The sequence below is a fragment of the Mycobacterium sp. 2YAF39 genome, from assembly GCF_052114565.1.
In the GTDB taxonomy this organism is placed as follows: domain Bacteria; phylum Actinomycetota; class Actinomycetes; order Mycobacteriales; family Mycobacteriaceae; genus Mycobacterium.
Genome location: NZ_JBFREZ010000001.1, coordinates 217,217 through 242,121, shown reverse-complemented (window position 1 = coordinate 242,121; position 24,905 = coordinate 217,217). Strand labels below are relative to the sequence as shown.

At 65.8% G+C, this 24,905-nt stretch carries 25 protein-coding genes, 1 pseudogene and 2 riboswitches; of the genes and pseudogenes, 10 read left to right on the top strand and 16 right to left on the bottom strand.

What is annotated here, in order from left to right:
- Nucleotides 1-14 precede the first annotated feature (14 nt).
- Nucleotides 15-773, top strand: coding sequence for an SDR family oxidoreductase (locus AB4Z42_RS01155; RefSeq protein WP_442007295.1), 759 nt, complete (start codon nt 15-17; stop codon nt 771-773).
- 61 nt (nt 774-834) lie between these two features.
- Here the strand turns inward: AB4Z42_RS01155 and AB4Z42_RS01150 are convergent, their stop codons facing one another.
- A complete protein-coding gene (locus AB4Z42_RS01150) occupies nt 835-2,127 on the bottom strand; it encodes a L,D-transpeptidase (protein ID WP_442007294.1) in 1,293 nt (430 codons plus the stop codon).
- A 15-nt stretch (nt 2,128-2,142) separates the two neighbouring features.
- Nucleotides 2,143-3,198, bottom strand: coding sequence for a UDP-N-acetylmuramate dehydrogenase (locus tag AB4Z42_RS01145; RefSeq protein WP_442007293.1), 1,056 nt, complete (start codon nt 3,196-3,198; stop codon nt 2,143-2,145).
- A 26-nt stretch (nt 3,199-3,224) separates the two neighbouring features.
- Between AB4Z42_RS01145 and AB4Z42_RS01140 the strand changes: the two genes are divergently transcribed.
- Nucleotides 3,225-3,737: a DUF2505 domain-containing protein gene (locus AB4Z42_RS01140; protein ID WP_442007292.1), complete on the top strand. Its 513-nt coding sequence runs from the start codon at nt 3,225-3,227 to the stop codon at nt 3,735-3,737.
- A gap of 47 nt (nt 3,738-3,784) precedes the next feature.
- The gene (locus AB4Z42_RS01135) at nt 3,785-4,567 is read left to right on the top strand and encodes a class I SAM-dependent methyltransferase (RefSeq protein ID WP_442007291.1); all 783 of its coding nucleotides are present in this window, start codon (nt 3,785-3,787) and stop codon (nt 4,565-4,567) included.
- On the opposite strand, the gene AB4Z42_RS01130 is transcribed toward AB4Z42_RS01135, so the two are convergent.
- The gene (locus AB4Z42_RS01130) at nt 4,533-6,071 is read right to left on the bottom strand and encodes a sodium:solute symporter family protein (RefSeq protein ID WP_442007290.1); all 1,539 of its coding nucleotides are present in this window, start codon (nt 6,069-6,071) and stop codon (nt 4,533-4,535) included. The genes AB4Z42_RS01135 and AB4Z42_RS01130 overlap by 35 nt on opposite strands.
- Nucleotides 6,072-6,095: 24 nt before the next feature.
- Nucleotides 6,096-6,202: riboswitch (guanidine-I (ykkC/yxkD leader) on the bottom strand.
- A 121-nt stretch (nt 6,203-6,323) separates the two neighbouring features.
- Nucleotides 6,324-6,389: riboswitch (guanidine-III (ykkC-III) riboswitch) on the top strand.
- Between the two features lie 10 nt (nt 6,390-6,399).
- Here AB4Z42_RS01130 and AB4Z42_RS01125 point away from each other — a divergent pair.
- The 3 genes from AB4Z42_RS01125 to AB4Z42_RS01115 are packed head-to-tail and all read left to right on the top strand — an operon-like array spanning nt 6,400 to nt 9,335.
- Complete coding sequence (locus tag AB4Z42_RS01125; protein WP_442007289.1) at nt 6,400-7,542, top strand: agmatinase family protein; 1,143 nt, start codon at nt 6,400-6,402, stop codon at nt 7,540-7,542.
- A gap of 18 nt (nt 7,543-7,560) precedes the next feature.
- Nucleotides 7,561-8,385 carry a carbon-nitrogen hydrolase family protein gene (locus AB4Z42_RS01120; protein WP_442007288.1) on the top strand — a complete coding sequence of 275 codons (825 nt, stop codon included), beginning with the start codon at nt 7,561-7,563 and terminating at the stop codon, nt 8,383-8,385.
- Complete coding sequence (locus AB4Z42_RS01115; RefSeq protein ID WP_442007287.1) at nt 8,382-9,335, top strand: LmeA family phospholipid-binding protein; 954 nt, start codon at nt 8,382-8,384, stop codon at nt 9,333-9,335. The genes AB4Z42_RS01120 and AB4Z42_RS01115 overlap by 4 nt, the downstream gene beginning before the upstream one ends.
- A 3-nt stretch (nt 9,336-9,338) precedes the next feature.
- Here AB4Z42_RS01115 and AB4Z42_RS01110 read toward each other — a convergent pair whose 3' ends face one another.
- The 9 genes and pseudogenes from AB4Z42_RS01110 to AB4Z42_RS01070 all read right to left on the bottom strand — a co-directional run bounded on the left by AB4Z42_RS01110 (nt 9,339) and on the right by AB4Z42_RS01070 (nt 17,107).
- Nucleotides 9,339-11,129: a zinc ribbon domain-containing protein gene (locus tag AB4Z42_RS01110; RefSeq protein ID WP_442007286.1), complete on the bottom strand. Its 1,791-nt coding sequence runs from the start codon at nt 11,127-11,129 to the stop codon at nt 9,339-9,341.
- 8 nt (nt 11,130-11,137) lie between these two features.
- The gene (locus AB4Z42_RS01105; protein WP_442007285.1) at nt 11,138-12,721 is read right to left on the bottom strand and encodes a S53 family peptidase; all 1,584 of its coding nucleotides are present in this window, start codon (nt 12,719-12,721) and stop codon (nt 11,138-11,140) included.
- Nucleotides 12,722-12,725: 4 nt separating this feature from the next.
- Complete coding sequence (locus AB4Z42_RS01100) at nt 12,726-13,016, bottom strand: hypothetical protein (protein ID WP_442007284.1); 291 nt, start codon at nt 13,014-13,016, stop codon at nt 12,726-12,728.
- Nucleotides 13,017-13,112: 96 nt separating this feature from the next.
- On the bottom strand, nt 13,113-13,829 hold the full coding sequence (gene deoC, locus AB4Z42_RS01095) for a deoxyribose-phosphate aldolase (RefSeq protein ID WP_442007283.1): 717 nt from the start codon (nt 13,827-13,829) through the stop codon (nt 13,113-13,115).
- A complete protein-coding gene (locus AB4Z42_RS01090) occupies nt 13,830-14,240 on the bottom strand; it encodes a DUF2599 domain-containing protein (RefSeq protein ID WP_442008067.1) in 411 nt (136 codons plus the stop codon).
- Nucleotides 14,241-14,245: 5 nt separating this feature from the next.
- A complete protein-coding gene (locus AB4Z42_RS01085; protein ID WP_442007282.1) occupies nt 14,246-14,542 on the bottom strand; it encodes a DUF2516 family protein in 297 nt (98 codons plus the stop codon).
- A 91-nt stretch (nt 14,543-14,633) separates the two neighbouring features.
- Nucleotides 14,634-14,714, bottom strand: a pseudogene (locus AB4Z42_RS01080) (heparin-binding hemagglutinin); the annotation flags it as partial.
- Nucleotides 14,715-15,303: 589 nt separating this feature from the next.
- Entirely contained in the window at nt 15,304-15,708 is a 405-nt protein-coding gene (locus AB4Z42_RS01075) for a helix-turn-helix domain-containing protein (protein WP_442007281.1), read from the bottom strand.
- Between the two features lie 91 nt (nt 15,709-15,799).
- Complete coding sequence (locus AB4Z42_RS01070; RefSeq protein WP_442007280.1) at nt 15,800-17,107, bottom strand: DUF445 domain-containing protein; 1,308 nt, start codon at nt 17,105-17,107, stop codon at nt 15,800-15,802.
- Between the two features lie 139 nt (nt 17,108-17,246).
- Between AB4Z42_RS01070 and AB4Z42_RS01065 the strand changes: the two genes are divergently transcribed.
- Both AB4Z42_RS01065 and AB4Z42_RS01060 read left to right on the top strand, forming a co-directional pair.
- Nucleotides 17,247-17,951 carry a TetR/AcrR family transcriptional regulator gene (locus tag AB4Z42_RS01065; RefSeq protein ID WP_442007279.1) on the top strand — a complete coding sequence of 235 codons (705 nt, stop codon included), beginning with the start codon at nt 17,247-17,249 and terminating at the stop codon, nt 17,949-17,951.
- Nucleotides 17,952-17,955: 4 nt separating this feature from the next.
- Nucleotides 17,956-18,819 carry a polyphosphate kinase 2 family protein gene (locus tag AB4Z42_RS01060; protein ID WP_442007278.1) on the top strand — a complete coding sequence of 288 codons (864 nt, stop codon included), beginning with the start codon at nt 17,956-17,958 and terminating at the stop codon, nt 18,817-18,819.
- Nucleotides 18,820-18,841: 22 nt separating this feature from the next.
- On the opposite strand, the gene AB4Z42_RS01055 is transcribed toward AB4Z42_RS01060, so the two are convergent.
- The 3 genes from AB4Z42_RS01055 to AB4Z42_RS01045 form a co-directional block, all read right to left on the bottom strand.
- Entirely contained in the window at nt 18,842-19,696 is an 855-nt protein-coding gene (locus AB4Z42_RS01055) for a 3-hydroxybutyryl-CoA dehydrogenase (RefSeq protein ID WP_442007277.1), read from the bottom strand.
- A gap of 134 nt (nt 19,697-19,830) precedes the next feature.
- Nucleotides 19,831-21,117 carry an isocitrate lyase gene (gene aceA, locus AB4Z42_RS01050; RefSeq protein WP_442007276.1) on the bottom strand — a complete coding sequence of 429 codons (1,287 nt, stop codon included), beginning with the start codon at nt 21,115-21,117 and terminating at the stop codon, nt 19,831-19,833.
- Between the two features lie 235 nt (nt 21,118-21,352).
- Nucleotides 21,353-22,159: an acyl-ACP thioesterase domain-containing protein gene (locus tag AB4Z42_RS01045; RefSeq protein WP_442007275.1), complete on the bottom strand. Its 807-nt coding sequence runs from the start codon at nt 22,157-22,159 to the stop codon at nt 21,353-21,355.
- A gap of 77 nt (nt 22,160-22,236) precedes the next feature.
- On the opposite strand from AB4Z42_RS01045, the gene ramB reads away from it, so the two are divergent.
- Both ramB and AB4Z42_RS01035 read left to right on the top strand, forming a co-directional pair.
- Nucleotides 22,237-23,664 (top strand): acetate metabolism transcriptional regulator RamB, encoded by a 1,428-nt coding sequence (gene ramB, locus AB4Z42_RS01040; protein ID WP_442007274.1) that lies wholly within the window; start codon nt 22,237-22,239, stop codon nt 23,662-23,664.
- A gap of 14 nt (nt 23,665-23,678) precedes the next feature.
- The gene (locus AB4Z42_RS01035; protein ID WP_442007273.1) at nt 23,679-24,230 is read left to right on the top strand and encodes a carboxymuconolactone decarboxylase family protein; all 552 of its coding nucleotides are present in this window, start codon (nt 23,679-23,681) and stop codon (nt 24,228-24,230) included.
- On the opposite strand, the gene AB4Z42_RS01030 is transcribed toward AB4Z42_RS01035, so the two are convergent.
- Nucleotides 24,227-24,904: a hypothetical protein gene (locus AB4Z42_RS01030; RefSeq protein WP_442007272.1), complete on the bottom strand. Its 678-nt coding sequence runs from the start codon at nt 24,902-24,904 to the stop codon at nt 24,227-24,229. The two genes, AB4Z42_RS01035 and AB4Z42_RS01030, sit on opposite strands and share 4 nt — an antisense overlap.
- Nucleotide 24,905: the final 1 nt, after the last annotated feature.

The window sequence follows — 24,905 nt, the reverse complement described above, 5'->3', positions numbered from 1 at the left end:
CTAAAGTTGGGCCTATGACGACACTAGAGACCGATAAGCGGGTCGCAGTAGTCACCGGCGCCAGCGCCGGCATCGGTGCCGCAACTGCGAAAACCCTTGCAGCCCTTGGCTTTCATGTGGTGTGCGCAGCGCGGCGTGTCGAGCCGATCGAGGCCCTGGCAGACGAGATCGGTGGCACCGCGATTGTGACGGACGTCACTGACCTGGAGTCGGTTAACGCCCTGGCGCAGTGCCTGAGCAGGGTCGACGTGCTGGTGAACAACGCCGGCGGCGCGCGTGGACTGGAACCGGTGGCCGAGGCCGACATCGACAACTGGCGATGGATGTGGGAGTCCAATGTGCTCGGCACGCTGCACGTCACCCGCGCGCTGCTGCCCAAGCTGATCGACTCCGGCGACGGGCTGATCATCACGATCACCTCGATCGCGGCCGTTGAGATCTACGACAACGGCGGCGGGTATACCGCTGCCAAACATGCCCAGGGCGTGCTGCACCGCACGCTGCGCAGCGAGCTACTCGGAAAACCGGTGCGGCTCACCGAAGTCGCGCCGGGCATGGTGAAGACCGACTTCTCGCTGCGCCGCTTCGACGGCGACGAGGAGCGCGCCGCGAAGGTCTACGAGGGCGTGACTCCCCTGGTGGCCGAGGACATCGCCGAGGTGGTCGGGTTCGTCGCCAGCCGCCCGTCCCACGTCGACCTGGATCTAATCGTGGTCAGGCCGCGCGACCAGGTGACAGGCGCCAGCGGATCGCGTTTCAACCGCCAGACTTAAAGGGATTTGTGTGCGTTTTGGCGCGCTCACCGCGCGCGAACGCACACAAATCGCAAGGGGCCTAGCCGCCGGGACGTCCGGTGCCACCGACTGGTTCGGGTGCTCCCGACGGTGTGGCGGGCGCGGTGCTGGGGATCCCCGCCGGTGAGGCCTCGTCGGTCAAGGCCGACATCGATTTCCACTCGTCCCAGGGCATGGCCCAGTCCCAGATGTCTCCGTCGGCGTAGGACAGCTCGATCCGTGTCCCGGTGACCTCGACCGGATCGCCGTACATCGCGGTGTTGAAGTACTGCTGGGCGTCCTCGGTGGACAGGTTGATGCAGCCGTTGGTGACATTGGTGTTGCCCTGTGCGCCCGAACTGGCGGGGTTGGCGTGAATGAACTCGCCGTTGTTGGAGATCCGCACGGCGAACCGCTCGTGGGCGTTCGTGTAGCCGCCCGCCGGATTCGTCATATAGAAGTCTTCGTACTTCTCGGTGACCACGTGGATGCCACTGCGGGTGACGTTGCGATCCACGTCCCCCTCGCCGTAACTGCACGGGAAGTCCATGATCACGCCGCCCTGCCCGTCGAGCACCTGAATGCGGTGCGAGGACGCTTCGGCGATGACCACCTGGCGACGGCCGATCTCGAAGCTCAGCGTCGAATCCTGCGCGCCGAACGCGCCGTCGCCGAACGGGATGCCGTAGAGCTTCGCCTCGACGTTCACCTTGGTGCCTGTCGGGTAGTAGTCGCGGGTACGCCAGTGCATGCGCGAACCGCCGACCTCGTCGGGTAGCCACGCCCAGCTGCCCTCCACCGGCGGCTCGGTAGTGACCTTGACGGCTTTCTCGACGGACGCCTTGTCGCTGATCGACGCGTCGAACTGGATGATGATCGGCGCCGCGACGCCGACGACCTGGCCGTCGGAAAGCTGGAACTGACCGTTGACCTGAGTGCTCGGGCTGACGGTCGAGAAGTTGCCCTTGACCGGAACCGCCTTGCCGTCGCGGCCGACCACCGAACCGCCCCAGGTGTACTCCACGCCGTAGCCGAGCGGTTCAGTGACGTCGAAGGCCGTGCGATCGCGGTTGAGCGCACCCGCGACGGCCCTGCCTTCGGGATTGGTCAGCGTGACGCGTTGGAACCAGCCGTCGCTCACCTTGACGCCGATGGACGCGGTCGGCGCCACGTCGGCGGTGGCGTTGGTCGGCTCGTAGGTCATCGACGGAGCGGGCGGCGCACTCGGCGCGCTGGGGGTGGGAATCGAGGCCTTCGAACAGGCCGCCAGGGCGCCCGGCGCGACAACCCCGACCGCGAGTGCGGTCAAGGCGCGCCGACGACTTATCGACGGCTGTGGATCGGCTGGGCTCACGTGGACCCAGGGTACCTAGAGAACGGCCCCGATCAGAATCGGCTCGGGTGTGAGTTCGATCCCGAATGTCTCTCGGACGCCCTCGCGTACCGCTCTGGCCAGCGCAATCACGTCGGCCGAGGTCGCACCACCCCGATTGGTCACAGCCAGCGCGTGCTTGGTCGAAAGCCGCGCGGGGGCGTCCTCGCCCGGGTAGCCCTTGGCGAAGCCCGCACGCTCCACCAGCCAGCCCGCGGCCAGCTTGACGCCGTCGGGCGCCGGGTAATGGGGCACGTCCCCATCGACGCGGCTTCGCAGCTGCTCGAACACCGCGGGGGCGACGACAGGGTTGGTGAAGAACGACCCGACGCTCCAGGTGTCGTGGTCGGGATCGTCGAGCACCATCCCCTTGCGGGCCCGCAGCGCCAGCACCGCCTCCCGCACACGGCCCGGATCGACCCGCGAGTCCGGTTCTGCGCCAAGCGCGTTGGCCAGCTCGCCATAGCGAAGCGGCGCGCTGCGCCCTTCGGGGTCCAAGTCGAACTCCACCTCGAGCACGATCGCCGCCGTCGAGTGCTTGAGAACGCTGGTGCGGTAGCCGAACTGCAACGCCGACGGTTCAACCCACCGATCTTCGCCGGTCCGCCGGTCGAGCAGTCGCACCCGCCGGATGGTGTCGGCGACCTCGGCGCCGTACGCGCCGACGTTCTGCACCGGTGTCGCACCGGCGGAACCCGGGATGCCCGAAAGGCATTCCAACCCACCCAGCCCGTACGCCAGCGAGGTCACGACCACGTCGTCCCACATCGCGCCCGCCTCCGCGCGCACGACGCTGCCCTCCACGGTGATCTCGGTGTTGGCGAGCAGCACGACGTCGAGGTTCCTCAACTCGTCGGACAACACGACGTTGGATCCGCCCGCCAATACCAGGGCGTCGCTTTCCGGACCGAGGGTGCGCGCCACGTCGATGACCTTCTGGGTGGTGTCGCAGGTGATCACGCGTCGCGCAACGGGTCCCACGCGCAGAGTGGTCAGCGGTGCCAGCGGCACCGACTCAGAAACGGACGCGCCCCCAATGAGCGAACTGACCACGGGCGGTAACGGTAGCGTGGCCAGCTATGCCGCGTTCATTCGACATGGCCACCGAATACGAGGGCAGCGTCGAACAGGTCCACCGCGCATTCCGCGAGGAGCGGTACTGGCTGGCCCGCTTGACCGAGTCCGGCGCCGACGCGTACTCGCTGGACAGGCTGGTGCTCGGCGACGACGGCGGCGTGGACATCGTTACGACCCAGACGGTGCTCGCCAGCCGGTTACCGGGCGTGGTGCAGCAGTTCCACCGCGGCGACCTGATACTGACCCGCGAAGAAGTGTGGTCGCCCGTCCACGACGGCCGGGCCGACGCGACGATCAAACTCACGATCAAGGCTGCACCCGCGAATCTGAGCGGCAGCGCCGTTCTGGTGCCCGCGAATCCCGGCACCGGCTCGCGACTCGATTTCACAGCCACCGTCCAGGTCGACATCCCGCTTGTCGGCGGCAAGGTCGAGACCTTCATCGGCAGCCAACTCGTCGACCTGCTGATCGCAGAGCAGCGCTTCACGACGCTCTGGATCAAGGAGAACGCTTAGGCGGCGTGGTGCAGGCCGTATGCCCCAGGTCAACCTAAAATCGCACTATGGGTGCCCCCATCGGCCAGCTCACCCGGGGCACCACGGGCTACAACCGACTCCGACGCAGCGACCGCTGGCTGGTGCATTCCCGACGGGTGCGCGCCGCACTGCTGTCCGCCGCCGATCCGTTGGTGATCGACCTCGGCTACGGCGCCCTGCCCGTCACGACCCTGGAGCTTGCCGAGCGGATGCGGGCGGTGCGTGGCGACGTCCGCGTCATCGGCCTGGAGATCCATCCGGACCGGGTCGCAGCGGCACGGGCCGCGGGCGGCGACTCGGTCGAATTCGCTCTCGGCGGTTTCGAACTGGCCGGCCGGAACCCGGTTCTGGTGCGTGCGTTCAACGTGCTGCGCCAATATCCCGTCGAGGCGGTGGCCGAGTCGTGGGCCACGATGCAGCGCCAATTGGCCCCCGGCGGTCTGATCGTCGACGGCACATGCGACGAACTCGGCAGGCTGTGCTGCTGGGTGCTCCTCGACGCGGACGGTCCGCTGAGCCTCACACTGGCCTGCGACCCGTTCGCCATCGAGCGTCCGTCCGATCTCGCCGAACGGCTACCCAAGGTGCTGATCCATCACAACGTCGAAGGCCAGCCGATCCACACGCTGCTGGCCGCGGCCGATCTGGCGTGGGCCGGCGCCGCGGGACACGGTGTTTTCGGCCCACGGATCCGTTGGCGCGCAATGCTGGATTCACTGCGCGCCAACGGATTTCCCGTGGAGCCACCGCGACGGCGGATGCGGGACGGTGTGCTTACGGTGCCGTGGGCGCAAGTGGCTCCGCGCTGACCAGGTCCGGCTCGGATGTGTCTGCCTCGGCGAGTGCGTCGTCGACGTCCTCGGCCACTCTGATGTCCAGACCCCGGATCGGCGCGGCGGGCGTCAGCAGCGCGATGACCACATAGGTGACCAACGACGTCGCGAACGCGATGAACGTCGGCCAGCCGTCGAACGACGCATCGACCAGCCCGTTGGGGATGTACAGGATCGTGTTGTCGAGTCCGTACATCGTCGGCGTCATCACGAACAGCACGAGGCGCACCGAGAGGCCGACCACGATCGACACCATGGCCGCGACGGAAGTGCCTTTGCGCCAGAACAATCCGAGGATGAACGGCACCACCAGACAAGCCAGCAAGAGATCGAACGCGAGGGTCAGCAGGATTCCGGTCTGCTTGACGTAGATCGCGATGAGGATCGAGATGAGCGTCATCGGAACCATCGCGATACGCGTCGCACGCAACAACGGGTCACGCTGGCCCGGAACATGCACGCGCCGAACGCCTCCCAGATTGCGCACCGAGACATTCGATATCGCCAGGATCGCGCCGTTGGCGGTGCTCATGGATGCCCCGACCAAGCCACACAACACGATGATGGTCAAGAACAGCGGCGCGTACTGATCGAGCAGGACGAACAGGATCGGCCCGTCGAGTTCGGCCGGCATGAACGCCTTCGCCGAGAGCACGACGATGCCGAACGGCACACAGATCGCCACCACCCCGGTGGCCGCACTGAAGCAGGCGCGGCGGGCCGTCTCCGGGGACTTGGCCGCGAAGACCCGCTGCATGAAGTCGATCGCGACGATATCCCCGATGCCGAGGGCGATCAGCGTCGCCCAGTTGATGACCGCGCCCTGCGCGGGATCGGTCATCTGACCCATATCCAATGGTCCTGTGCCCGCGGCGATCTCGATGCCGTGGGTCGTCGCCATCCAGATCAGCAGGCCGATAGCACCGACCAAGACCAGGGTCATCTGGATGATCGCCGTGTACGCATCGGCGATCAGCCCGCCCGTACCCGTGTACGCGACCGCGAGGGCCGCGATGACGACGGTGCCCAGCCAGTAGGGCATGCCGAGGAAGTAGTTGAACAGGAAGCCGCCCGCCACCAGGTTTCCGGCCACCAGGATGCAGAACCCCACGATCAGCATCAGCGATGCGACCGCCTCCACCCGACGCCCGAAGCGCAGTCGGTAATAGTCGGGGAAGGACGTCAGGCCCATCCGGTTCATCGGTTTTGCGAAGAACAGGCCGGTGAGGAACAGGCACAACGCGAGACCCAGTGGCAGGCAGGCACCCGCCCAGAAGCCGAATTCCGATGCCAGATCGGTGTTGCCGAGCGTGGCGTTGGTGTCGACGGCCGAACCCATCAAGGCGCCGCCGACCAAGACCAGAGGCAGCATGCGGCCACCGACCAGGAAGTTGGCGCTGTCGCCCGCGATTCTCTTGGAAACCAGGAATCCGACGAGGACGACGACGGCGATGGAAATCCCTACGCCGAGAAGAATCATGGGAGCCTCCTTTTACGAGGTGGAGCCTCCCGGGCTTTTGTCCCGCCGTGGAACGGCCCGCGTCGCTGCACAGCCGCTTGCATCTCTCGGACCAGACCCGGCGAGCCGGCGGAACCCTAGATGCGCCTCACATAGGCGAATGTGAGTCGTCCATCAGACAAACTCCGCACCGTTACGGCGGTTCGCGCATCGTGTTAACGCCGCGTTGCAATTACCCCCTGCCGGGCGGGGGGATCGCTGCCAAGATGAGGACCAGGAGCCCGCACGTGCTCCCCGGACGAGGCGCGTCGTACCCGGACAGCGACAAGACGACGCTCGAGGAGTCACGATGTCCGACCAACCAGAACCTCTCAATGCCGAGGGCGCATGGGCCCAGCAGGCCGAGGCCCGCCTGCCCGATCGCCGCGAGCGCGAGGAGATCGAACGCGGCCTGACCTACGGGCTCGAGGCGGCGCCGACGATCAACGACCGCCGGATCTCCACGTTCGTCCGCGGCGAGTTGCCGCACTTCGCCGGTGAACGCGGAACCTTCCTGAAATGTCCGTTCGTGGAGGACGTGAACCAGGTCGACGACGCCGAGGTCGCGATCTTCGGCGTGCCGCTGGACGCCGGGGCCACATACCGGCCGGGAACGCGCTTCGGCCCACAGGGAATAAGGCGCTCCACCAACCTTTTCGGCACCTACAACTACGAGTCGGGCGTGGATCTGCGCGAGCAGCTCAACATGGTCGACATCGGTGACGTGTTCACCATCCCGGGCAACCTGGAGAAGTCCTTCGATCAGATCAGCCAGGCGATGGCGCACGTCGTGTCCAAGGGTGTGATGCCGGTGGTGCTCGGCGGCGATCACTCCATCGGCTTCCCGACGATCCGCGGCATGACGCCCTACCTGGACGGCAACGTCGGCATCATCCACTTCGACCGTCATGTCGACACCCAGGAGTCCGACCTCGACGAGCGCATGCACACCACTCCGTGGTTCCACGCCACCAACATCAAGAACGCGCCCGCCACCAACCTGGTGCAGATCGGGATCGGTGGCTGGCAGGCACCGCGGGCGGGCGTCAAGGTCGGGCGGGAACGCCAGTCGACGGTCATCACGGTCGGCGACGTCGAGCGGGTCGGCGTCGAGAAGATCGCCGAGATGGCGCTGGAGATCGCATGGAAGGGCGCCAAGGCGGTGTACCTGTCCTTCGACATCGATGTGATCGACGCCGGCTTCGTTCCCGGCACCGGCTGGCCCGAGCCCGGCGGGCTGCTGCCCCGCGAGGCGCTGAACCTGGTCAAGATGGTGTCGGAACCGGGCTTGGCCGGTCTCGAGGTCGTCGAATGCTCACCGCCGTACGACTGGGCCGAGCAGACGGCGCTGTTGAGCTCGCGCGTGATCCTCGACAGCCTGGCTGCTCAGGTGCGGTCCGGGAAGCTCGGCAACAAGGCGGCCGCGCAGGACCGCGTCGCCTGGGGTCCGTAGGTACGTAGGCTCTGTTCTATGCGCGTGGCCCTGGCACAGATCCGCAGCGGCACCGACCCGTCGGCCAACCTCGCCCTGGTCGAGGACTACACGCGGCGCGCCGCCGACGCCGGCGCGCGGCTGGTGCTGTTCCCGGAGGCGACGATGTGCCGGCTCGGCATCCCGTTGGCCGGGATCGCCGAGCCACTGGACGGCGCGTGGGCGGCGGGGGTGCGACAGATCGCCGAGCGTTCAGGCATCGTCGTCGTCGCGGGCATGTTCACCCCCGCGGAAGACGGCAGGGTGAGCAACACCCTGATCGCCGCGGGGCCGGGAGTCGACGCACATTACGACAAGATCCACCTCTACGACGCGTTCGGCTTCACCGAGTCGAGCACTGTCGCGCCGGGCCACGAGCCCGTGGTGATCACGGTCGACGATGACTCCGGACCCGTCACCGTCGGCCTCACGTTGTGCTACGACGTTCGCTTCCCCGAGCTCTACGTCGAACTGGCGCGCCGCGGAGCGCAACTGATCACGGTCCACGCGTCGTGGGGCACCGGCCCGGGCAAGCTCGACCAGTGGACCCTGCTGGCCAGGGCCCGCGCCATCGACACCACGGGCTTCGTCGCCGCGGTCGATCAGGCATATCCGGGTGACGAGATCGCCGCTCTCGGGCCCACTGGAGTTGGCGGCAGCGTGGTCGCATCGCCCGTCGGAGAAATCATCGCGTCAGCAGGTGATGACCCGTCATTGCTCGTCACCGACATCGATCTCGACGCCGCCCGCAAAGTGCGCGAAACCATCGCGGTGATGAACAACCGCACGGACCATGCATGGGGTAAGGCAGAATCGCGGGGGTGACCGACCCCTGGGACCGCCGGAATCAACCACAGCGCCCGCCGCCGCAGCCGCAGTACCCGCAGGGCCCGCCGCAGTACGGGCAACGCCCTCCCCAGCAACCTCAGCGTCCGCCCCAGGGGCCGCCGCCGGCCTATGCCGCGCCGCCGCCCTCCGGACCACCTCAAGCTCCGGCGCCGCAGGCCCAGGAGCCCTCGCCACCCAAGAAGCGGAAGAGATCGCTGCGCGACCCGCTGTCGATCGTGCTGGTGCTCGTCATCGTCATCGCGGTCCTCGCGGCGGCGCTGATCGGCATCGAGTTGTACGCCCGAAACGAGGGCGAGACCAGAGTGGCCGCTGCCGTCGAGTGCCTCGTCGAGGATAAGGCCGATGTGTCGTTCGGATTCATGCCACCGTTCCTGATGCAGCATTTCTCCCGCCACTACACGAGCATCCACGTCGAAACCGCGGGCAATCAGATCCGCGATCTGTCGGGCATGAAAGCCGACGTGACGATCGAGGACGTGAACCTCAATGCCGACGCCGGCTCGGGCAGCGGCGGCACGATCGGCTCCCTCGTCGCGAACATCGACTGGACGGCCGCCGGGATGTCACAGTCCATTCAGAACGCCATTCCACTCGTCGGCTCGCTGATCTCCGGCGTGACGACGAACCCGTCCGACGGCACGGTCGAGTTGGAGGCAGCGCTCGGCAACATCATCACCAAGCCACAGGTGAAGGACGGCGCTCTCACCTTGGAGGTGACGGAGTTGACCGGACTGGGTTTCACCTTGCCGCGTGAGACGATCCAGCCGGCGCTCGACTCGCTCACCAGCCAGCTGACGAATGAGTTGCCGATGAACATCAAGGCCGACTCCGTGAAGGTCACCGACAACGGTGTCGAGACCCGGTTCTCGACGAAGAACGCGACGATCCCCAACAGCGAAGAAGATTCCTGCTTCTCGAATATCTGACGATCAACTCGCCGGCTCGCGCCAGCGAAAGCTGTTGACGTACTTGCCCATGTCCATGGCGAGTTGAAGATTGGCTCCGGACGGGTGTCCGGGCCCGAACTCCCGGGTGAACTCGTGGTACGGCCCGATCGCCGCGGCGAGCAACGCATAGTCGTACTTGACCGAGGCCATCACGAGGAGTCGCGTTCGGGCGAATGCGCTCCTGGCGTCGTTGGGGTACACGTCGACGACGACGCCGTACCCGGGCTCGTAACCGACCATGGCGTTGGGGATCTCGTAGGCCGTGGTGGCGTCGGGGAACTTCTGATCGATCAGGTAGTCCACGATCTCCTTCGCCGTCTTGCCGTCGGCGGGCGTCCCGAACAGTTCCATGGTGCCGGTGTCGCCGCCGTTGAATTTGAGGGCGACGCCGTCCGGTTCCATGGTCGCCTCGTAAGCCGTTCCGGGCCCGGGGTATTGGACCGAGAACCTCCCATCCTTCGAAACGTACCGCGGATACGACTCGATCGGTTCGGCGAACGGAGGACGCCCGCAGTCGGGCGGACATTGGTACGGGGTCACGGCGGGGGCGGCCACCGTAGCGGCGACGACGCCTCCCGCTGCCGTCACAACTGCGCCGACACTCAGCACCAGGAGCAGACGAGAATAGGACGTCCGGTGTATCAGTCCCGTCGTGTCATCCGGTGCGAAACGCCGCCCCGCACGCGAGCTTCGAGACGCGGCGCGGGCGGCGACTCCACAGTTCGGGCAGAACGCCATCTCCGCGACGGCCTGATCGCAGTATGGACAGATCAACCGTTCGGTCGGATCCTCCAGATCGAGCTCTTCGGACATCAGGGCGGTCTGAATGCCGATCCGCAGCGCGATCAGGGCAAGCGCCGTGATCAGCAGGTACAGCACCAACTGGAGCAGAAGCGGGGCCCCGTAGGCATCCATCAGCCCCATCGCGGCGTAAAGGCCAAGCGTCACAAGCACACTGGCTGCCATGGAGATCCGGCGGGTGAACCACAGCGTCACACCGACCAGGCCGCCCAGCGCCGCCGAGGTCAGCGGCACGGCGATGACCTGAATTCCCGCCTGGATGAGAAACGCGTCCATCGACCGGTCACCGGCAGTGACACCCGTTGAAAACTGCGGCGCCAACTGGGTCAGGGTCGCCGCCGCGGTGAAACTGATGGCACCGAGCGCCCCAATGACGAAGCCGTCCAACGATTCCCGGATTCCCGGTCGCACCAGCCGGATGACCACCGCAGGAATCAGCATCAACACCGCGAAACTGACGGGGAAAGCCAGCACGAACAACGTGTCGCCCAGGGTCTGCGTGTCGTCGAAGCTGCCGCCGGAGAGCGCCAGGGCGTAGGCGTCGACCACGAGCGAGTCCGTCTCGAACGCCCAGGCGACACCGAGGGCGATCCCCATCAGTGCGGCAAGCACCAACGTGCTGCGCGGCTGATCGTCGTCGATCTCGGACTCGCGCAGATACATCAGGAACAGGATCGGCAAGCCGAGCGCGCCGACCGTGATCAGCGGCGCCTGCCAGCGCGCCAGCGTGAATGCGGCCAACGCGACGAACAGCAGTATCAGCCCTATCCGAAACGGGGTTCGGGACCGGCGTGGCAACTGCGGAAAGAGCGAGCTCGCGATGGATGGCAGCAGGGTGTGTTCATGGGGCGCCGCCGCGTAGGCGCGCAATCGTAGGCGCCCGCGGCCACCATCTCGTGGCGCACCGCAGCGTCCGCAGAACGGCGCGTCGGGTACCTCGGTTTCGCACGCCCTGCAGACCATGGTGGACATTCCACCACTCACCGAGGCGCGACACCCCTCTGGAGCGCGAGGATGTTCTGGGCGAGGTTGGAGACGTTCGGGCTCCCAAGTCCGGTCACGACGTCGTAGCCGGGCTGTGAATAGTCGACGGCGTTGCCGCCGGGGCCGATCTCGCGGAATCCCGGGATGTAGGAACCGCTCGCGACCCGGTACAGCAGCGGGTTGGCGTTGCCCAGCGGATCGCCTCCATTGGCGTCGAGGTACTGGTTGATCAGCACGGCGAGTGCGGCCCAGATCGGCGCCGCCTGCGAGGTGCCGCCGCCGATCACCTCGGTCTGCTTGTAGATGAACCTCACCCCGGTGAACGGATCCGCGACCGCGGCGACGTCGGGCGAAAGGCGGCGGCGCTCGGTATCCCGTTCGACGCTGAGATCACGCTGCCACCCCGGCCGGTCGAACAACGTCGACACTCCGCCGCTCGACCCCTGTGACAGCGGAGAATCGATCCATGGGCGTTCGCCGACCCACTGGCCGCGGGGGCTCGTCGACAAAGTGGTACCGCCCACCGCGGTGATCGCCGGTATCGAGGAGACCGCGTCAAGGCCGATGTCGTCGGGTCCCGGTGGGGCCGACCAGCTTTCGCCGGCTTTACACTCCAGTCCCGCGGTGTCTCCGGTCGCATCGAAGACCGTGGTGCCGTGCCTCTGCGCCGCCGCCACCGCCGCCGCGACCGGCGCCAGGTCCGCGGCGGTGACCAGCTTCTCGCAACCCCAGCCGATCGACATGCTCCACACCGCTCCGGGGAACTGACGATCGGCATCGGTGAACATCTTCCCGATCTTCTCGTAGGCGCCGTCGCCCTCCACTGTGGGCCGGGCATTGACGACGACGAGGCGCGCATCCGGCGCAATCGCGTGTGCCACTTGCAGATCCATCGCCGTTTCGCCGTGCTGCTCGTCCGGCTTCCCACCGACGATCTCAGGGGTGAAGCGGGGCAGGCCCGACGTGTCGGAGAAGGTGTCCAGGTCGTCCTGACTGGCGCTATCGAAGGCGAAGAACACAATCGTCTCGCCCTTGCCGGTAAAGCCTTGTTCGACAAGGGGATCGGCGTTGTAGGCGTCCAGGAGACCGTCAGGTGTCAGTCCGCCCCATTGCACGTCGAGCGGCAGGAACCCCGGACTCGCCATGCGGTGCGGTGTGAAGCCGTTGATCCGGCCCACTTCTGACACGACTCCGCGCAGCGGTGCCGGTACCGACGGCTGTTGTGTGGACGCGTAGAACACCTGGCCCTGCATGCCCCGGTAATCGTGAATAGGCACACCGAAGGCCCGCGCAACGTCCGGTGCGGCGCCCTCGACAACCGCCCAGCCGTCGCCGGGCTGCCCGCGCACCCACAGGCCTTGCCCGCCGGCCCACTGGGTCAGCTCCTGAGACTGTGCCGGGTCAGCGAAAGTGACGGTCAGTTGCGCGTCGCCCGAATGCGACGGCCCCAGATCCGTCGAACTCGCCAGCAGCGACGCATAGGGACCCGTGATCGCGGCGGGAGATTGCCGCGCGCATCCGGCGCTGATGCCAGCTGTGGCGATCAGCGCCGCTGCTCCGAGCGCCGAGATCCGGCGCACCGTCTCAGTGATGACCCGGCAGGCTGTGATGCCCCGGAGCTTGCGTGCCTGCGGGCGGCGCAATGACGGTCGGCGAGAACGGGTTCGGTTGGCCCGGCTCGAGGCGAGGGGCGTTCTCCGTCGGCTGGACCGTGGACGACGGCGTGGTCGTGGTGGTCGTGGTGGTGGTCGTCGAGGTCTCCGGGGCCTTTTCCTCTTCTTTCGCGCACGATGCGGTGAAGAACCCCATCGCGGCGATCGCTGAGATTCCCGCAACCGTGGAAACCCGACGAAGCAAATTTTTCTGCGTGGTCATGCGGTACATCCTATCCGTGTCACCTGCGAAATAGCTAAGGAAAATACACGTTCGAACAGTTTTGGCACACTTACCAAAGGTCATCAGCAACAAATTTTAGTTTGCGTCAATTGTCGCCCCGACCGCCTCCAATCCGTCGAGGACCGACCGGGTTCCCGACAGACCCAGCCGGGTCGCTCCCGCGTCGAGCATCGCCACCGCATCGGCGGCCGTGCGGATGCCGCCACTGGCCTTGACCTCGATGTGAGGGCCCACGGTGGCACCCATCAGTTCCACGGCCTGTACCGACGCGCCGCCCGCCGGATGGAACCCCGTGGAGGTCTTGACGAAGTCCGCGCCGGCGTCCGCAGCGGCCCTGCACGCATCGACAAGTGCCTGCTCACCCACGATGCTGAGCAACGCCGCCGACTCCACGATCACCTTCAGGACGACATCCGCGCCAATAGCCGCTCGGACCGCCGCGACGTCCGCTTGTACGGCTGCGAAGTCGCCGGACACCGCGGACCCCACGTCGATCACCATGTCGATCTCGGCGGCCCCCGCCTCCACCGCCAAGCGCGCCTCCCCGGCCTTGACGGCCGAAAGATGCTTACCCGAGGGGAATCCGACGACTGCGGCGATGGGCAGCCGTTGTGCGCCTGCCCGCTTCGCGACGGCGACCATGGACGGTGACACGCAGACCGCGTACACCCCGAGTTGGGTGGCCTCCTCGACGAGGCGTACGACGTCGCTTTCGGTGGCTTCGGGCTTGAGCAGAGTGTGGTCGACGAGCGCGGCCACGTCGTCGCGGCGATAGCCGTTCGACGGCACCATCTAGAACGGTTCCTCGGTGCCGCCGGGGTTGCAGCGCGTCGACGCCAGCGTGTCCATGCCGACCTGCGGCCGCCACGGCTCCAGATTCCAGCTGGTCTTGCCGGGCTGGCTCAGTTCGGCGAATTCCCAGTGACACATGAACTGGTCCAACATGCCGGGCATCGCGGCGTCCGGCGAGAGAGTCAGCACCTCGGCCCACGCCTCATCCATCGCCGTCGTCGTCGCGACGCCTGAAGCCTGACGTCCCGCGGCGGTCGGGTACACCCGCAGACTGGACAGGTCGCCCCATTTCGCCCACTCGACGTGGTCGACATACGGCGGGGCAGGCACCGGATTGGCGGCGGCGAGAGGCGCGAAGCCAAGGGACGCAAGCACACCGGCCGTCGCGATCGCCGCCGCGAAGAGACGCAGCTGACTCAACGGGACTTTCCCTGGATCTCCAGGATCTTCGGGCGTACGTCGACGAGATAGATGCCCGTCGCGACCGCAGCGATCGCGATGGCGAAGACGGACACCCCGGCGAGACTGGTGAGCACGCCGAACGCCCCTGCGCCGCCGATGATCAGCAACCACACCGGCTTGGTGAGCTTGCCGGCCGCGGTGTACGCGTCAGGCCGCTGCATGGCGGCGTGGACGAAGGCGTACAACGTGGCAGCCAGCACTACGACGGCCAAAAGTAAGAGGACGTAACCCGCCAGTGTTTGGAGCTGCACGCTCCAAGCGTATGCGGGCTACGTCCCCTGGTCGACTCTGAGCCGCCCGAGTCGGCGACTCAGAGCCGAAATGCTACTTCTGGGTGACCTTCTTGGCGGCCGCCTTCTTGGCCGGAGCCTTCTTGGCGGGAGCCTTCTTGGCCGGAACCTTCTTGGCGGCCTTCTTGGCAGGAGCCGCGGCCTTCTGGGCCTTCTTCGGCAGCTCGACGCCGACCAGCTTGGCGGCACGCTCGCCGACCGCGCGGGTCTGGGTCGCCACGTTGCCAAGCGCTTCCTGGGTCAGCTCGACGGCCTGGTCCGAAAGCGCCTCGACGCGACCGGCGGCACCTTCGAGGGCCGGCTGGCTGCGCAGCCGCTCGAGGGCGGCCTCGCCGCGCTCGACCAGCTTGTTGTAGGAGGTCGTTGCGGCCTCGGCGTAGGTCTCGGCGAACTTGCGCAGCTCGTCGGAGGTCAGCCGATCGCGCAGGTCACCGAACTGCGTCGGCAGCTCCTCCTGCAGCTTCGTCACGCGGGCGCGGGTCCCCTCGACGCGCGACTCGGCGTCGGTGCGGGCCTCGCCGGCACGCTCACGCAGGGTGGCGACGATCTCGTTGACGCGCTCGAGGGCCAGATCGGCTGCGCCGACCGCGGCAAGCAGCGGGGCCTTCAGGTCGTCAGCGGTGGGCTGGTTCTTGGCCGGAGTCTTCTTGGCCATGTCGGTGGTTCCTTTCGTTTCGTTTGTCGTGGTGATCGGTTCGAACTAATTCGGACGTTGAGGTGCTCTAGTCAGTCGTCGGCTCCTCATCGGTCTCGATGACTGCGGCTTCGTTCTGCTGACAGAACGAGGTGTAGATCTCGAGCAGCACCTGCTTCTGCCGCTCGGTGATCGCCGAGTCAGTGATGATCACGTCGCGGACCTGGTTGTTCTCGCTAGGTTCCAGAATCCCGGCCCTTATGTAGAGAACTTCCGCGGACACTCTGAGCGCCTTCGCGATCTGGTTGAGCACGTCGGCGGAGGGTTTCCGCAATCCCCGCTCGATCTGGCTGAGGTAGGGATTGCTCACGCCGGCCTTCTCGGCCAGCTGCCGCACCGATACCTGTGCTGCCTCGCGCTGCGTACGGATGAAGGTGCCGATGTCCTGCGCAGCGTTGGACACAACAGCGGCGATCTTCTCATCCTGCGTCACGCGTGACTCCCTCCCGCATCGGGTAACCCGATAGCGACACGCCCTACCGTACGACCGGGTGCTAACTTTTGCAAGCACTAGTTAGCGCAGGTCAGAAGAGTAGCTGAGCTATCGAATAGATCACAAGGCCCGCCAGCGAGCCCACCACGGTGCCGTTGATACGGATGAACTGCAGGTCACGGCCAACGTGCAATTCGATGCGTTGGCTGGCCTCATCTGCGTCCCACCGCTCGATCGTCTCGGTGATGATCGCTGTGATTTCCGCCCCATATTGCGTGACGAGGTGCTGAGCCGCCCGAACGATCCAGTTGTCGACCTTGTCCCGCAGGTCGACGTCGTCTCGCAGCGCTTCGCCGATGTGCACCACGGAGTCGGCGATGCGCGTCCGCAGCGCCGAATTCGGGTCGTCGACCGACTCGAGGAAAATCCGCTTGGCCGTCGTCCATGCGGTCTCGGCGGCCTTGGCGACCTCGTCGCGGGCCAGGATCTGCTCCTTGACGTTCTCGGCCCGCCGAATCGTGTCATCGTCGTGCTGCAGGTCATCTGCGAATTCGAAGAGGAACCGGGTGGCCGACCGTCGCAGTTCGTGTTCGGGGTTACGGCGCACCTTGTCGGTGAAGTCCATCAGCTCGCGGTGGATGCGGTCGCCGACGAGGTGGTCGACCCAGCGGGGCGACCAGGTCGGCGAGTCCCGCTCGACGACCCGCTCGATGATGTCGCCCCCATTGAGCGACCACTGGAAGGCGCGGTCGGCCAGCAGCTGGATCAGGGCTTCCTGACGTCCCTCAGCCAGCAGCGAGGCGAGCACCCGCCCGATCGGGGGGCCCCACTTCGGTTCGGCGACGCGCTTGACGATCATCCGGTCCAGCACGTGCTGGACATCCTCGTCGCGCAGCATCTCCACCAGAACCCGCAGGACCGTTGAGGTTTCGGCCGCCACACGCTCAGCGTGGGCGGAATCGGAGAGCCACTTGCCCAGCCGGCCCGCGACCTGGGCGTCGCGCAGTTTGGTCTCGACGACTTCGGCCGACATGAAGTTCTCCCGAACGAAGGTGCCGAGGCCTTCGCCGAGTTGGTCCTTCTTGCGCTTGATGATCGCGGTGTGCGGTATCGGAATGCCCATCGGGTGCTTGAAAAGCGCGGTGACCGCAAACCAGTCGGCCAGCGCGCCGATCATGCCCGCTTCGGCCGCGGCACGGACGTATCCGACCCACCCCGGCGCGCCGGTGGACTGGGCCCATGTGCAGACCAGGAAAATCGCCGTGGCGCCGAGCAGGAACGAGAGCGCGACCAGTTTCATCCGCCGCAGCCCGCGCCGACGCTCGTCATCCGCGGCACTGTCGACACCGGCCAGCGACTCGGCGATGCTGCGCCGTGGAGCGATCGGCGGCTCCGTCATTGTGTGTGCGCCGAGGTTTGGTCTGTGTGCCACACCTACATCATCCGCTACGACGCGGAGTGCGGGGCCGAGCCGACAACGCCTGAAACCCGGCTCGCCCGTACTATCAAGAAGAACTAGGGAATGGATTACGGCGATCGTGGCACAAGAGACCTCGTCCGTCACGGTCAAGAGCGATGGACGCAAGCGGCGCTGGCACCAGCACAAGGTGGAACGGCGCAATGAGTTGGTCGACGGCACCCTAGAGGCGATCCGGCGTCGCGGCAGCAACGTCAGCATGGACGAGATCGCGGCCGAGATCGGCGTGTCCAAGACGGTGCTCTACCGCTACTTCGTCGACAAGAACGACCTGACGACCGCCGTGATGATGCGGTTCGCGCAGACCACGCTCATCCCGAACATGGCTTCGGCGCTGTCGTCGAACCTCGACGGCTTTGAGCTGACCCGCGAGATCATCAAGGTCTACGTCGAAACTGTGGCCTCCGAGCCGGAGCCCTACATGTTCGTGATGGCGAACAACTCGGCCAGCAAGAGCAAGGCGGTCGCGGACTCCGAGCAGATCATCGCCCGCATGCTCGGCGTCATGCTCCGCCGCCGGATGTCCGAGGTGGGTATGGACACCGGTGGCGCGGCGGCATGGGCGTTCCACACCGTCGGCGGTGTGCAGTTGGCGACGCACTCGTGGATGTCGAACCCCCGCATCAGCTCCGACGAGCTCATCGACTACTTGACGATGCTGTCCTGGAGTGCGCTCTGCGGCATCGTCGAGGTCGGCGGATCGCTGGAGAAGTTCAGGCAAGAGCCGCATCCTCAGCCGGTTCTGCCACCGCAACTGCTTGACTGAGCGGATGAGCGAGTCCGACCTCCCGTCCCTGTGGACGCATGAGCCGCATATACACCTCGAGTTTCGTGCCGGCGACAAGGTCGCCGACATCGACACCAGCGCGACGCCGGGCTTCAAGGGGAAGAAGGCCGATGCACCGGGGCTGCAGGCCGAGCGCAACGAGCGTTTCGCGGAATTGCAGGAGATGCTCTACGCGAACAGCCGCTCCGGCGACACCCGATCGATACTCCTCGTACTCCAGGGCATGGATACCGCAGGCAAGGGCGGCATCGTCAAACACGTTGTGGGAGCGGGTAATCCACAAGGCATTCGGTACAGGAGCTTCGGAAAGCCGACCGAGGAAGAGATGTCGCACCACTACCTGTGGCGCATCCGCAACGCGCTGCCGACTCCTGGCCATATCGGGGTCTTCGATCGCAGCCACTACGAGGACGTGTTGATCGTGCGGGTGCACGACTTGGTGGCACCCGATGTGTGGGGCGCACGCTACGACGAGATCAACGCCTTCGAGAAGGCGCTCGTCGACGACGGCATGACGCTGATCAAGGTTGCGATGTTCGTGTCGCTCGATGAGCAGAAGCAGCGCCTGGCCGAGCGTCTCGACCGTCCGGACAAATACTGGAAGTACAACCCCGCCGATGTCGACGAACGGCTGAAGTGGCCGCTGTATCAGGAGGCGTACCAGGCGCTGCTGGACAAGACGTCGACCGACTACGCGCCGTGGCACGTGATCCCGTGCGACCGGAAGTGGTACAGCAGGCTGGCGATCACCGAACTGCTGATCGAAGCGCTCGAAGCGCTCGACTTGTCTTGGCCGCCAGCTGATTTCGATATCGAGGCGGAGAAGAAGCGCCTAGCTGAGGCCTAGTTCTCCGCCGAGTGCACGCTTGTCAGTACGTGTAGAAGCCCTGGCCTGACTTCTTGCCCAGTTGACCGGCTTCGACCATGCGCAGCAGCAGCGGCGGCGGTGCGTAGCTCGGGTCCTTGTACTCGTCGTACATCGAGTCGGCGATGAGCTTCATCGTGTCGAGGCCGATCAGATCGGACAGCCGCAGCGGGCCCATCGGATGCGACAGCCCGGCGACGATCGCCGTGTCGATGTCCTCGACTGCTGCGACACCCGCTTCCGCCATCCGGATGGCGGACAACAGATAAGGCACCAGCAGCGCGTTGACGACGAAACCCGAGCGATCCCCGCAGCGCACCACCTTCTTGCCGAGTACCTCGCTCGCGAACTGCTCGGTGCGCGCGGCGGCCTCGGGAGAAGTGACGAGCGTGCTGACGAGTTCCACCAATGGCAGGACGGGCACCGGATTGAAGAAGTGCAGACCCAGCACTCGACTCGGATTCCCCGTTGCCGCAGCAATTTTCATGATCGGAATGCTCGACGTGTTCGACGCGAGTACGGCGTCGGGATCGGCGATGATCTTGTCCAGCTCGGCGAAGATCTTGCCCTTGACGGTCTCGTCTTCGACGACCGCCTCGATCACGAGCTGACGGTCGGCGAGGTCGCCGAGGTCGGTGGTGAACTTCAGCCGCGCGAGTGCGGCGTCGCGATCGGCTTCGCTCAGCTTGCCCTTGGCCGCCGCGCGCTCCAGCGATTTGGTGAGCCGCGAGTGACCGGCGGTCACCAACTCGTCCGTCGGTTCATAGACGACGACGTCCGCGCCGGCCTTGGCCGACACCTCGGCGATGCCCGAACCCATCTGCCCGGCGCCGATGACGCCGACTCTTTCGATGCTCACTACTGATAACTCCTCATCACAGCTGCAGGCCCCGCCCAAGGGTTCTGGGCGGGGCCTGCACTGTCAAGCCGTCGGCCTCGTGAGCCTAGGACCTGGTCTCAGTGACTCCGTCTCGTTGGTTCCACTTCGCAAGCTCAGTGGAACTGACCCTCTTCGGTCGAGCCCGCGAGTGCGGTGGTCGAGCTGGTCGGGTCGACGGTCGTGGCGATCCGGTCGAAGTAACCGGCGCCGACCTCGCGCTGGTGCTTGGTGGCGGTGTAACCCCGCTCCTCGGCGTCGAACTCGCGCTCCTGCAGCTCGACGTACGCCGACATCTGGTTGCGGGCGTAGCCGTAGGCCAGATCGAACATCGAGTAGTTCAGGGCGTGGAAGCCGGCCAGCGTGATGAACTGGAACTTGAAGCCCATCGCGCCGAGTTCCTTCTGGAACTTCGCGATCGTCGCGTCGTCCAGGTGCTTGCGCCAGTTGAACGACGGCGAGCAGTTGTACGCCAGCATCTGGTCGGGGAACTCGCTCTTGACGCCCTCGGCGAACTGCTTGGCCAGGTCGAGGTCCGGGGTGCCGGTCTCCATCCAGATCAGATCGGAGTACGGCGCGTACGCCTTGGCGCGGGCGATGCACGGCTCGAGGCCGTTGCGCACTCGGTAGAAGCCCTCGGCAGTGCGCTCACCGGTGACGAACGGGCGATCGCGCTCGTCCACGTCGGAGGTGATGAGCGTGGCGGCCTCGGCGTCGGTACGGGCGATCACGACGGTCGGCACGTCCGCGACGTCGGCCGCAAGGCGAGCCGAGGTGAGGGTGCGGATGTGCTGCTGGGTGGGGATGAGCACCTTGCCACCGAGGTGGCCGCACTTCTTCTCCGACGCCAGCTGATCTTCCCAGTGCGACCCCGCGACGCCTGCGGCGATCATCGCCTTCTGCAGCTCGTAGACGTTCAGGGCGCCACCGAAGCCGGCCTCGCCGTCGGCAACGATCGGAGCCAGCCAGTTCTCGATGGAGGTGTCACCCTCGACCTTGGCGATCTGGTCGGCGCGCATCAGCGCGTTGTTGATGCGGCGGACGACCTGCGGCACCGAGTTGGCCGGGTACAGGCTCTGATCGGGGTAGGTATGGCCGGACAGGTTCGCGTCGCCGGCGACCTGCCAACCCGACAGGTAGATGGCCTTCAGGCCGGCGCGGACCTGCTGAACCGCCATGTTGCCGGTCAGTGCGCCCAGCGCGTTGACGAACTCCAGATCGTGCAGCTGGCTCCACAGCACCTCGGCGCCGCGACGGGCCAGGGTGGACTCCTCGACGACGGAGCCCTGCAGGGCCACCACGTCGGCCGGGGTGTAGGTGCGCTCGATGCCCTTCCACCGCGGATTGGTGTCCCAATCCTTCTGGATTTCTTCGGGTGACTTCGGCTGACCGACGGTCGACATGGGGATGCTCCTTCGAATGGCTTGCTAATACTCCAACAACTTCGCTGTTGCGCTATTACGAGGATGCATCACGACATATGCGCAGGTCCACCTGTTTTGATTGCCAATTTTCGCCAACGCGCCAGTCCATGTTGCAAAGTTTGCGAAGGTGGCGATCACCTGAACCGGTTCAGTAGTTACTCGCCAGTAGCAGGTTTGCGCACGTCAGTACGGTCGTACTGTTAGGCAGACGGACTCAGAGCGCGAAGATCGAAGCGATGGCTTTGGTCTCGTCGCCGACGGCATATGTGAGCGTTGTAACAGTGCGATCCGCCAATTCGGGACCGAACTTATCCGTCGAACCGGCCGGATGGACGTGAGTGATGATCTCGAGCTTGTCGCCGAGCGCGACCGGGGCGTCGTGCTCGATGGTCACCCGCAACGGTGCGCGCAGAAGCTCGGGTGTGGTGAAGAGGTGGTCCTCGATCACCGACCAGTACACCGAGTTGTTCATGTGGTCGAAGATGTCGATGTCGCTGACGCGAACCGGATAGTCGACGATCTCATCGGCGTCCTCGCGGCTGCCCGCCTTCAGGTAGGCCTTCCACCGCAGCCGGTCGACATCGGTGGTGCGTCGCAGACCCTCGAGAAAGTCGTCGGAAATGCGCGCAGGCCCCTGGGTCTCCTGGTTGATGTTGATCCAGAACGCCTCGGATTCGATCAGCCCGCCCTTGCGGCCGTCGACCCGGACCCGCATTTCACACCACCGGTTGGAGGTCCCGGAGCACCAGCGGCGCAGGCGCAGCATGTCCTTGAACTCGATGGGCCTGATCAAATCGACCATCGTGCGGCGGACGATCCATAGCGGATGGGTTTCCTCGTAGCCCATTTCCCGGAGTTGATCCGAGCCGATGTCCTGGATGTGCCTGGTGGCCGCGTCGAACTTGAGCCTGCCTTCGCGATCGACGTCGGCGACCCGCAGCGGCCACTCGATGTCGAACACGTCGGGGTGCGGATCGGGCACAGGCATCATCGCCTTCGCCAGACCGGTGCTGTCAGCCATGCCGCCCGATCCTGCCACAGCCCTAGAACTGCCAACGATGCGAAGGCATTCTTCGCAACGTTGTTACGCTGGTGACCGTGGCAAAAACGTTCGTCGGGTCGCGCGTTCGGCAGCTTCGCGGCGAACGTGGCTTCAGCCAGGCTGCGCTGGCCCAGATGCTCGAGATCTCACCGAGTTACCTGAACCAGATCGAGCACGACGTGCGTCCACTGACGGTGTCCGTCCTGCTCCGCATCACCGAGGTGTTCGGGGTGGACGCGACCTTCTTCGCCTCCGAGGACGACACCCGGCTGGTGGCCGAGCTGCGCGAGGTCACGCTGGATCGCGACGTGGCCACCGATGTCGACCTGACCGAAGTCTCCGACATGGTCAGCTCGCATCCCGCGCTCGCGCGCGCGATGGTCAACCTGCACCGGCGCTACCGGCTGACCATCGCGCAGTTGGCGGCCGCGACCGAGGACAGGCATTCCGACAGCAGCGGCTTCAGCTCGGGGTCCGGCTCGATCACCATGCCGCACGAGGAAGTCCGCGACTACTTCTACGAGCGGCAGAACTACCTCCACGAACTGGACACCGCCGCCGAGGACCTCACCATCCGGATGCGGATGCACCGTGCCGAGCTCGCCCGCGAGCTGGCCGACCGGCTGACCAGGGTGCACGGTGTGCACATCAAGCGACGAATCGATTTGGGCGGCACGGTGTTACACCGCTACGACCCGGACACCAAGACACTCGAGATCAGTGACCATCTGTCGTCCGGTCAGACGGTCTTCAAAATGGCGGCAGAGCTGGCATACCTCGAGTTCGGCGACCTGATCGACAAGCTGGTGGGTGAGGGCAACTTCACCAGCGAGGAGTCCACGGTGCTGGCCCGGCTCGGGCTGGCGAATTACTTCGCGGCCGCGACGGTGTTGCCATACCGCCAGTTTCACGAGGTCGCGGAGAACTTCCGCTATGACGTCGAACGTCTCTCGGCGTCCTACGCGGTCTCCTACGAGACGATCGCGCACCGCTTGTCGACTCTGCAGCGGCCCTCCATGCGGGGCGTGCCGCTGTCGTTCGTGCGCGTCGACCGCGCAGGCAACATGTCGAAAAGACAGTCCGCCACAGGCTTTCACTTCTCATCCAGCGGTGGAACCTGCCCGCTGTGGAATGTGTACGAGACGTTCGCGAGCCCCGGAAAGATCGGGGTGCAGGTCGCACAGATGCCCGACGGGCGCAACTACATGTGGGTGGCCCGCACGGTCGAACGCCGCGCCCACCGATACGGCCAGCCGGGTAAGACCTTCGCGATCGGCCTCGGCTGCGAACTACGGCATGCGCACCGTCTGGTCTATTCGGAAGGGCTGGATCTGTCGGGCGACAATTCGACGCCGATCGGCGCCGGCTGTCGCGTCTGTGAACGCGACAACTGCCCGCAGCGGGCCTTCCCCGCGCTCGGCAGGGCACTGGACGTCGACGAGCACCGCAGCACCGTGTCGCCCTATCTGGTCAAACAGTCCTAGATACACTCGTCACGGTGAGTGCTATCGAGCCCGCGCGCATTGCGCCCGGCGGATTCAAGGAACTCGGACCGGTCAATTGGGCCATTGCCAAGGTCGGCGCCAGGGCAATCCGGGCGCCGAGGTTCAGTCTCGTCAATGTGCTTGGCCAGCACCGACTTCTGTTTCTGGCCTGGGCGCCGTATAGCGCAATGCTGTTGGGAACGCTGTCCAAGCTGCCGCTGAAGGACGCCGAGACGGTCATCCTGCGGGTCGGTCACCTCCGCGACTGCGAATACGAACTGCAGCAGCATCGGCGGCTGGCCCGCAGCCGGGGCATCAGTCCCGAGATCCAGGCCAAGATCTTCGAAGGCCCCGACGCCGACGGCCTGACCGATCGCCAGCGTGCCCTCATCACCGCCACCGACGAGTTCGTCGTCACCCGCGGCGTCTCCCCCGAAACCTGGGCGGTGCTGGCTCGACACCTCACCAAGCAGCAGCTCATCGAGTTCTGCATGCTTGCCGCACAGTACGACGGGTTGGCGGCGACCATCACCACGCTCAACGTGCCGCTGGACTTTCCCGACTAGCGAGCGCACACCGTCCACATCTCGTGCGCGCGCGACAGTTGCGCGGAGGCGTCGTCGGAATCGGCGGCGAAGAAGGCGGCCTGGAGACGCTCGCCGATCGACGGGTCACGCAACCAGTTGCGCACGGTGGTGTTCGATGCCGATTCGAACGGATCTCTCATCGTGAACACCGCATCGATCAGATCAGCGAGATGTCTTGCAGCAGAGTGCGTCTCGGCGGTCTTCAGTAGATCGAGGTGCACCGCGAGATCGAGATCGCACCACGCCAGCAGGTCGAGCGCCGAGGGACAGTCGCTGAAGTATCCGAGCCTGCACGGGTAGGAGTCCAGCCGCTGTGACCAGATGGCCTCGGCGAGCCTGCGGACGGCCTGCTGCTCATCCGGCTGCCACATCGGCAACCGCGAGCTGAGGTCGGCAAGCCGGAAGTCGAAAACCGGTGCGGGCGTGGTCAGCATGAGTTCCATCAGCCGCGGAAAGAAATGCCGCAGCGAGTCGTCGTCGAGCGACATGACGTGAAGGGCGGTCAGTTGCGGCAGCGACAACGACCGAAGCGGTGCGGCACGAATGGATTCCGCCGTCCACTCCGGTCCACATTGTTCACACACCCAGATGTCCGCCGGGACCGGATAGCGGGCGAGGAGTTCATACATCTCCTCAACGCGCGCCGCTTGCATC

Coding starts and splice junctions, on each gene's coding strand:
- AB4Z42_RS01155 (WP_442007295.1), top strand. CDS start 15: ATGACGACACTAGAGACCGATAAGCGGGTCGCAGTAGTCACCGGCGCC.
- AB4Z42_RS01140 (WP_442007292.1), top strand. CDS start 3,225: ATGCCGCGTTCATTCGACATGGCCACCGAATACGAGGGCAGCGTCGAA.
- AB4Z42_RS01135 (WP_442007291.1), top strand. CDS start 3,785: ATGGGTGCCCCCATCGGCCAGCTCACCCGGGGCACCACGGGCTACAAC.
- AB4Z42_RS01130 (WP_442007290.1), bottom strand. CDS start 6,071: ATGATTCTTCTCGGCGTAGGGATTTCCATCGCCGTCGTCGTCCTCGTC.
- AB4Z42_RS01125 (WP_442007289.1), top strand. CDS start 6,400: ATGTCCGACCAACCAGAACCTCTCAATGCCGAGGGCGCATGGGCCCAG.
- AB4Z42_RS01120 (WP_442007288.1), top strand. CDS start 7,561: ATGCGCGTGGCCCTGGCACAGATCCGCAGCGGCACCGACCCGTCGGCC.
- AB4Z42_RS01110 (WP_442007286.1), bottom strand. CDS start 11,129: ATGTCCACCATGGTCTGCAGGGCGTGCGAAACCGAGGTACCCGACGCG.
- AB4Z42_RS01100 (WP_442007284.1), bottom strand. CDS start 13,016: ATGACCACGCAGAAAAATTTGCTTCGTCGGGTTTCCACGGTTGCGGGA.
- deoC (WP_442007283.1), bottom strand. CDS start 13,829: ATGGTGCCGTCGAACGGCTATCGCCGCGACGACGTGGCCGCGCTCGTC.
- AB4Z42_RS01070 (WP_442007280.1), bottom strand. CDS start 17,107: ATGACGGAGCCGCCGATCGCTCCACGGCGCAGCATCGCCGAGTCGCTG.
- AB4Z42_RS01060 (WP_442007278.1), top strand. CDS start 17,956: ATGAGCGAGTCCGACCTCCCGTCCCTGTGGACGCATGAGCCGCATATA.
- aceA (WP_442007276.1), bottom strand. CDS start 21,117: ATGTCGACCGTCGGTCAGCCGAAGTCACCCGAAGAAATCCAGAAGGAT.
- AB4Z42_RS01045 (WP_442007275.1), bottom strand. CDS start 22,159: ATGGCTGACAGCACCGGTCTGGCGAAGGCGATGATGCCTGTGCCCGAT.
- AB4Z42_RS01030 (WP_442007272.1), bottom strand. CDS start 24,904: ATGCAAGCGGCGCGCGTTGAGGAGATGTATGAACTCCTCGCCCGCTAT.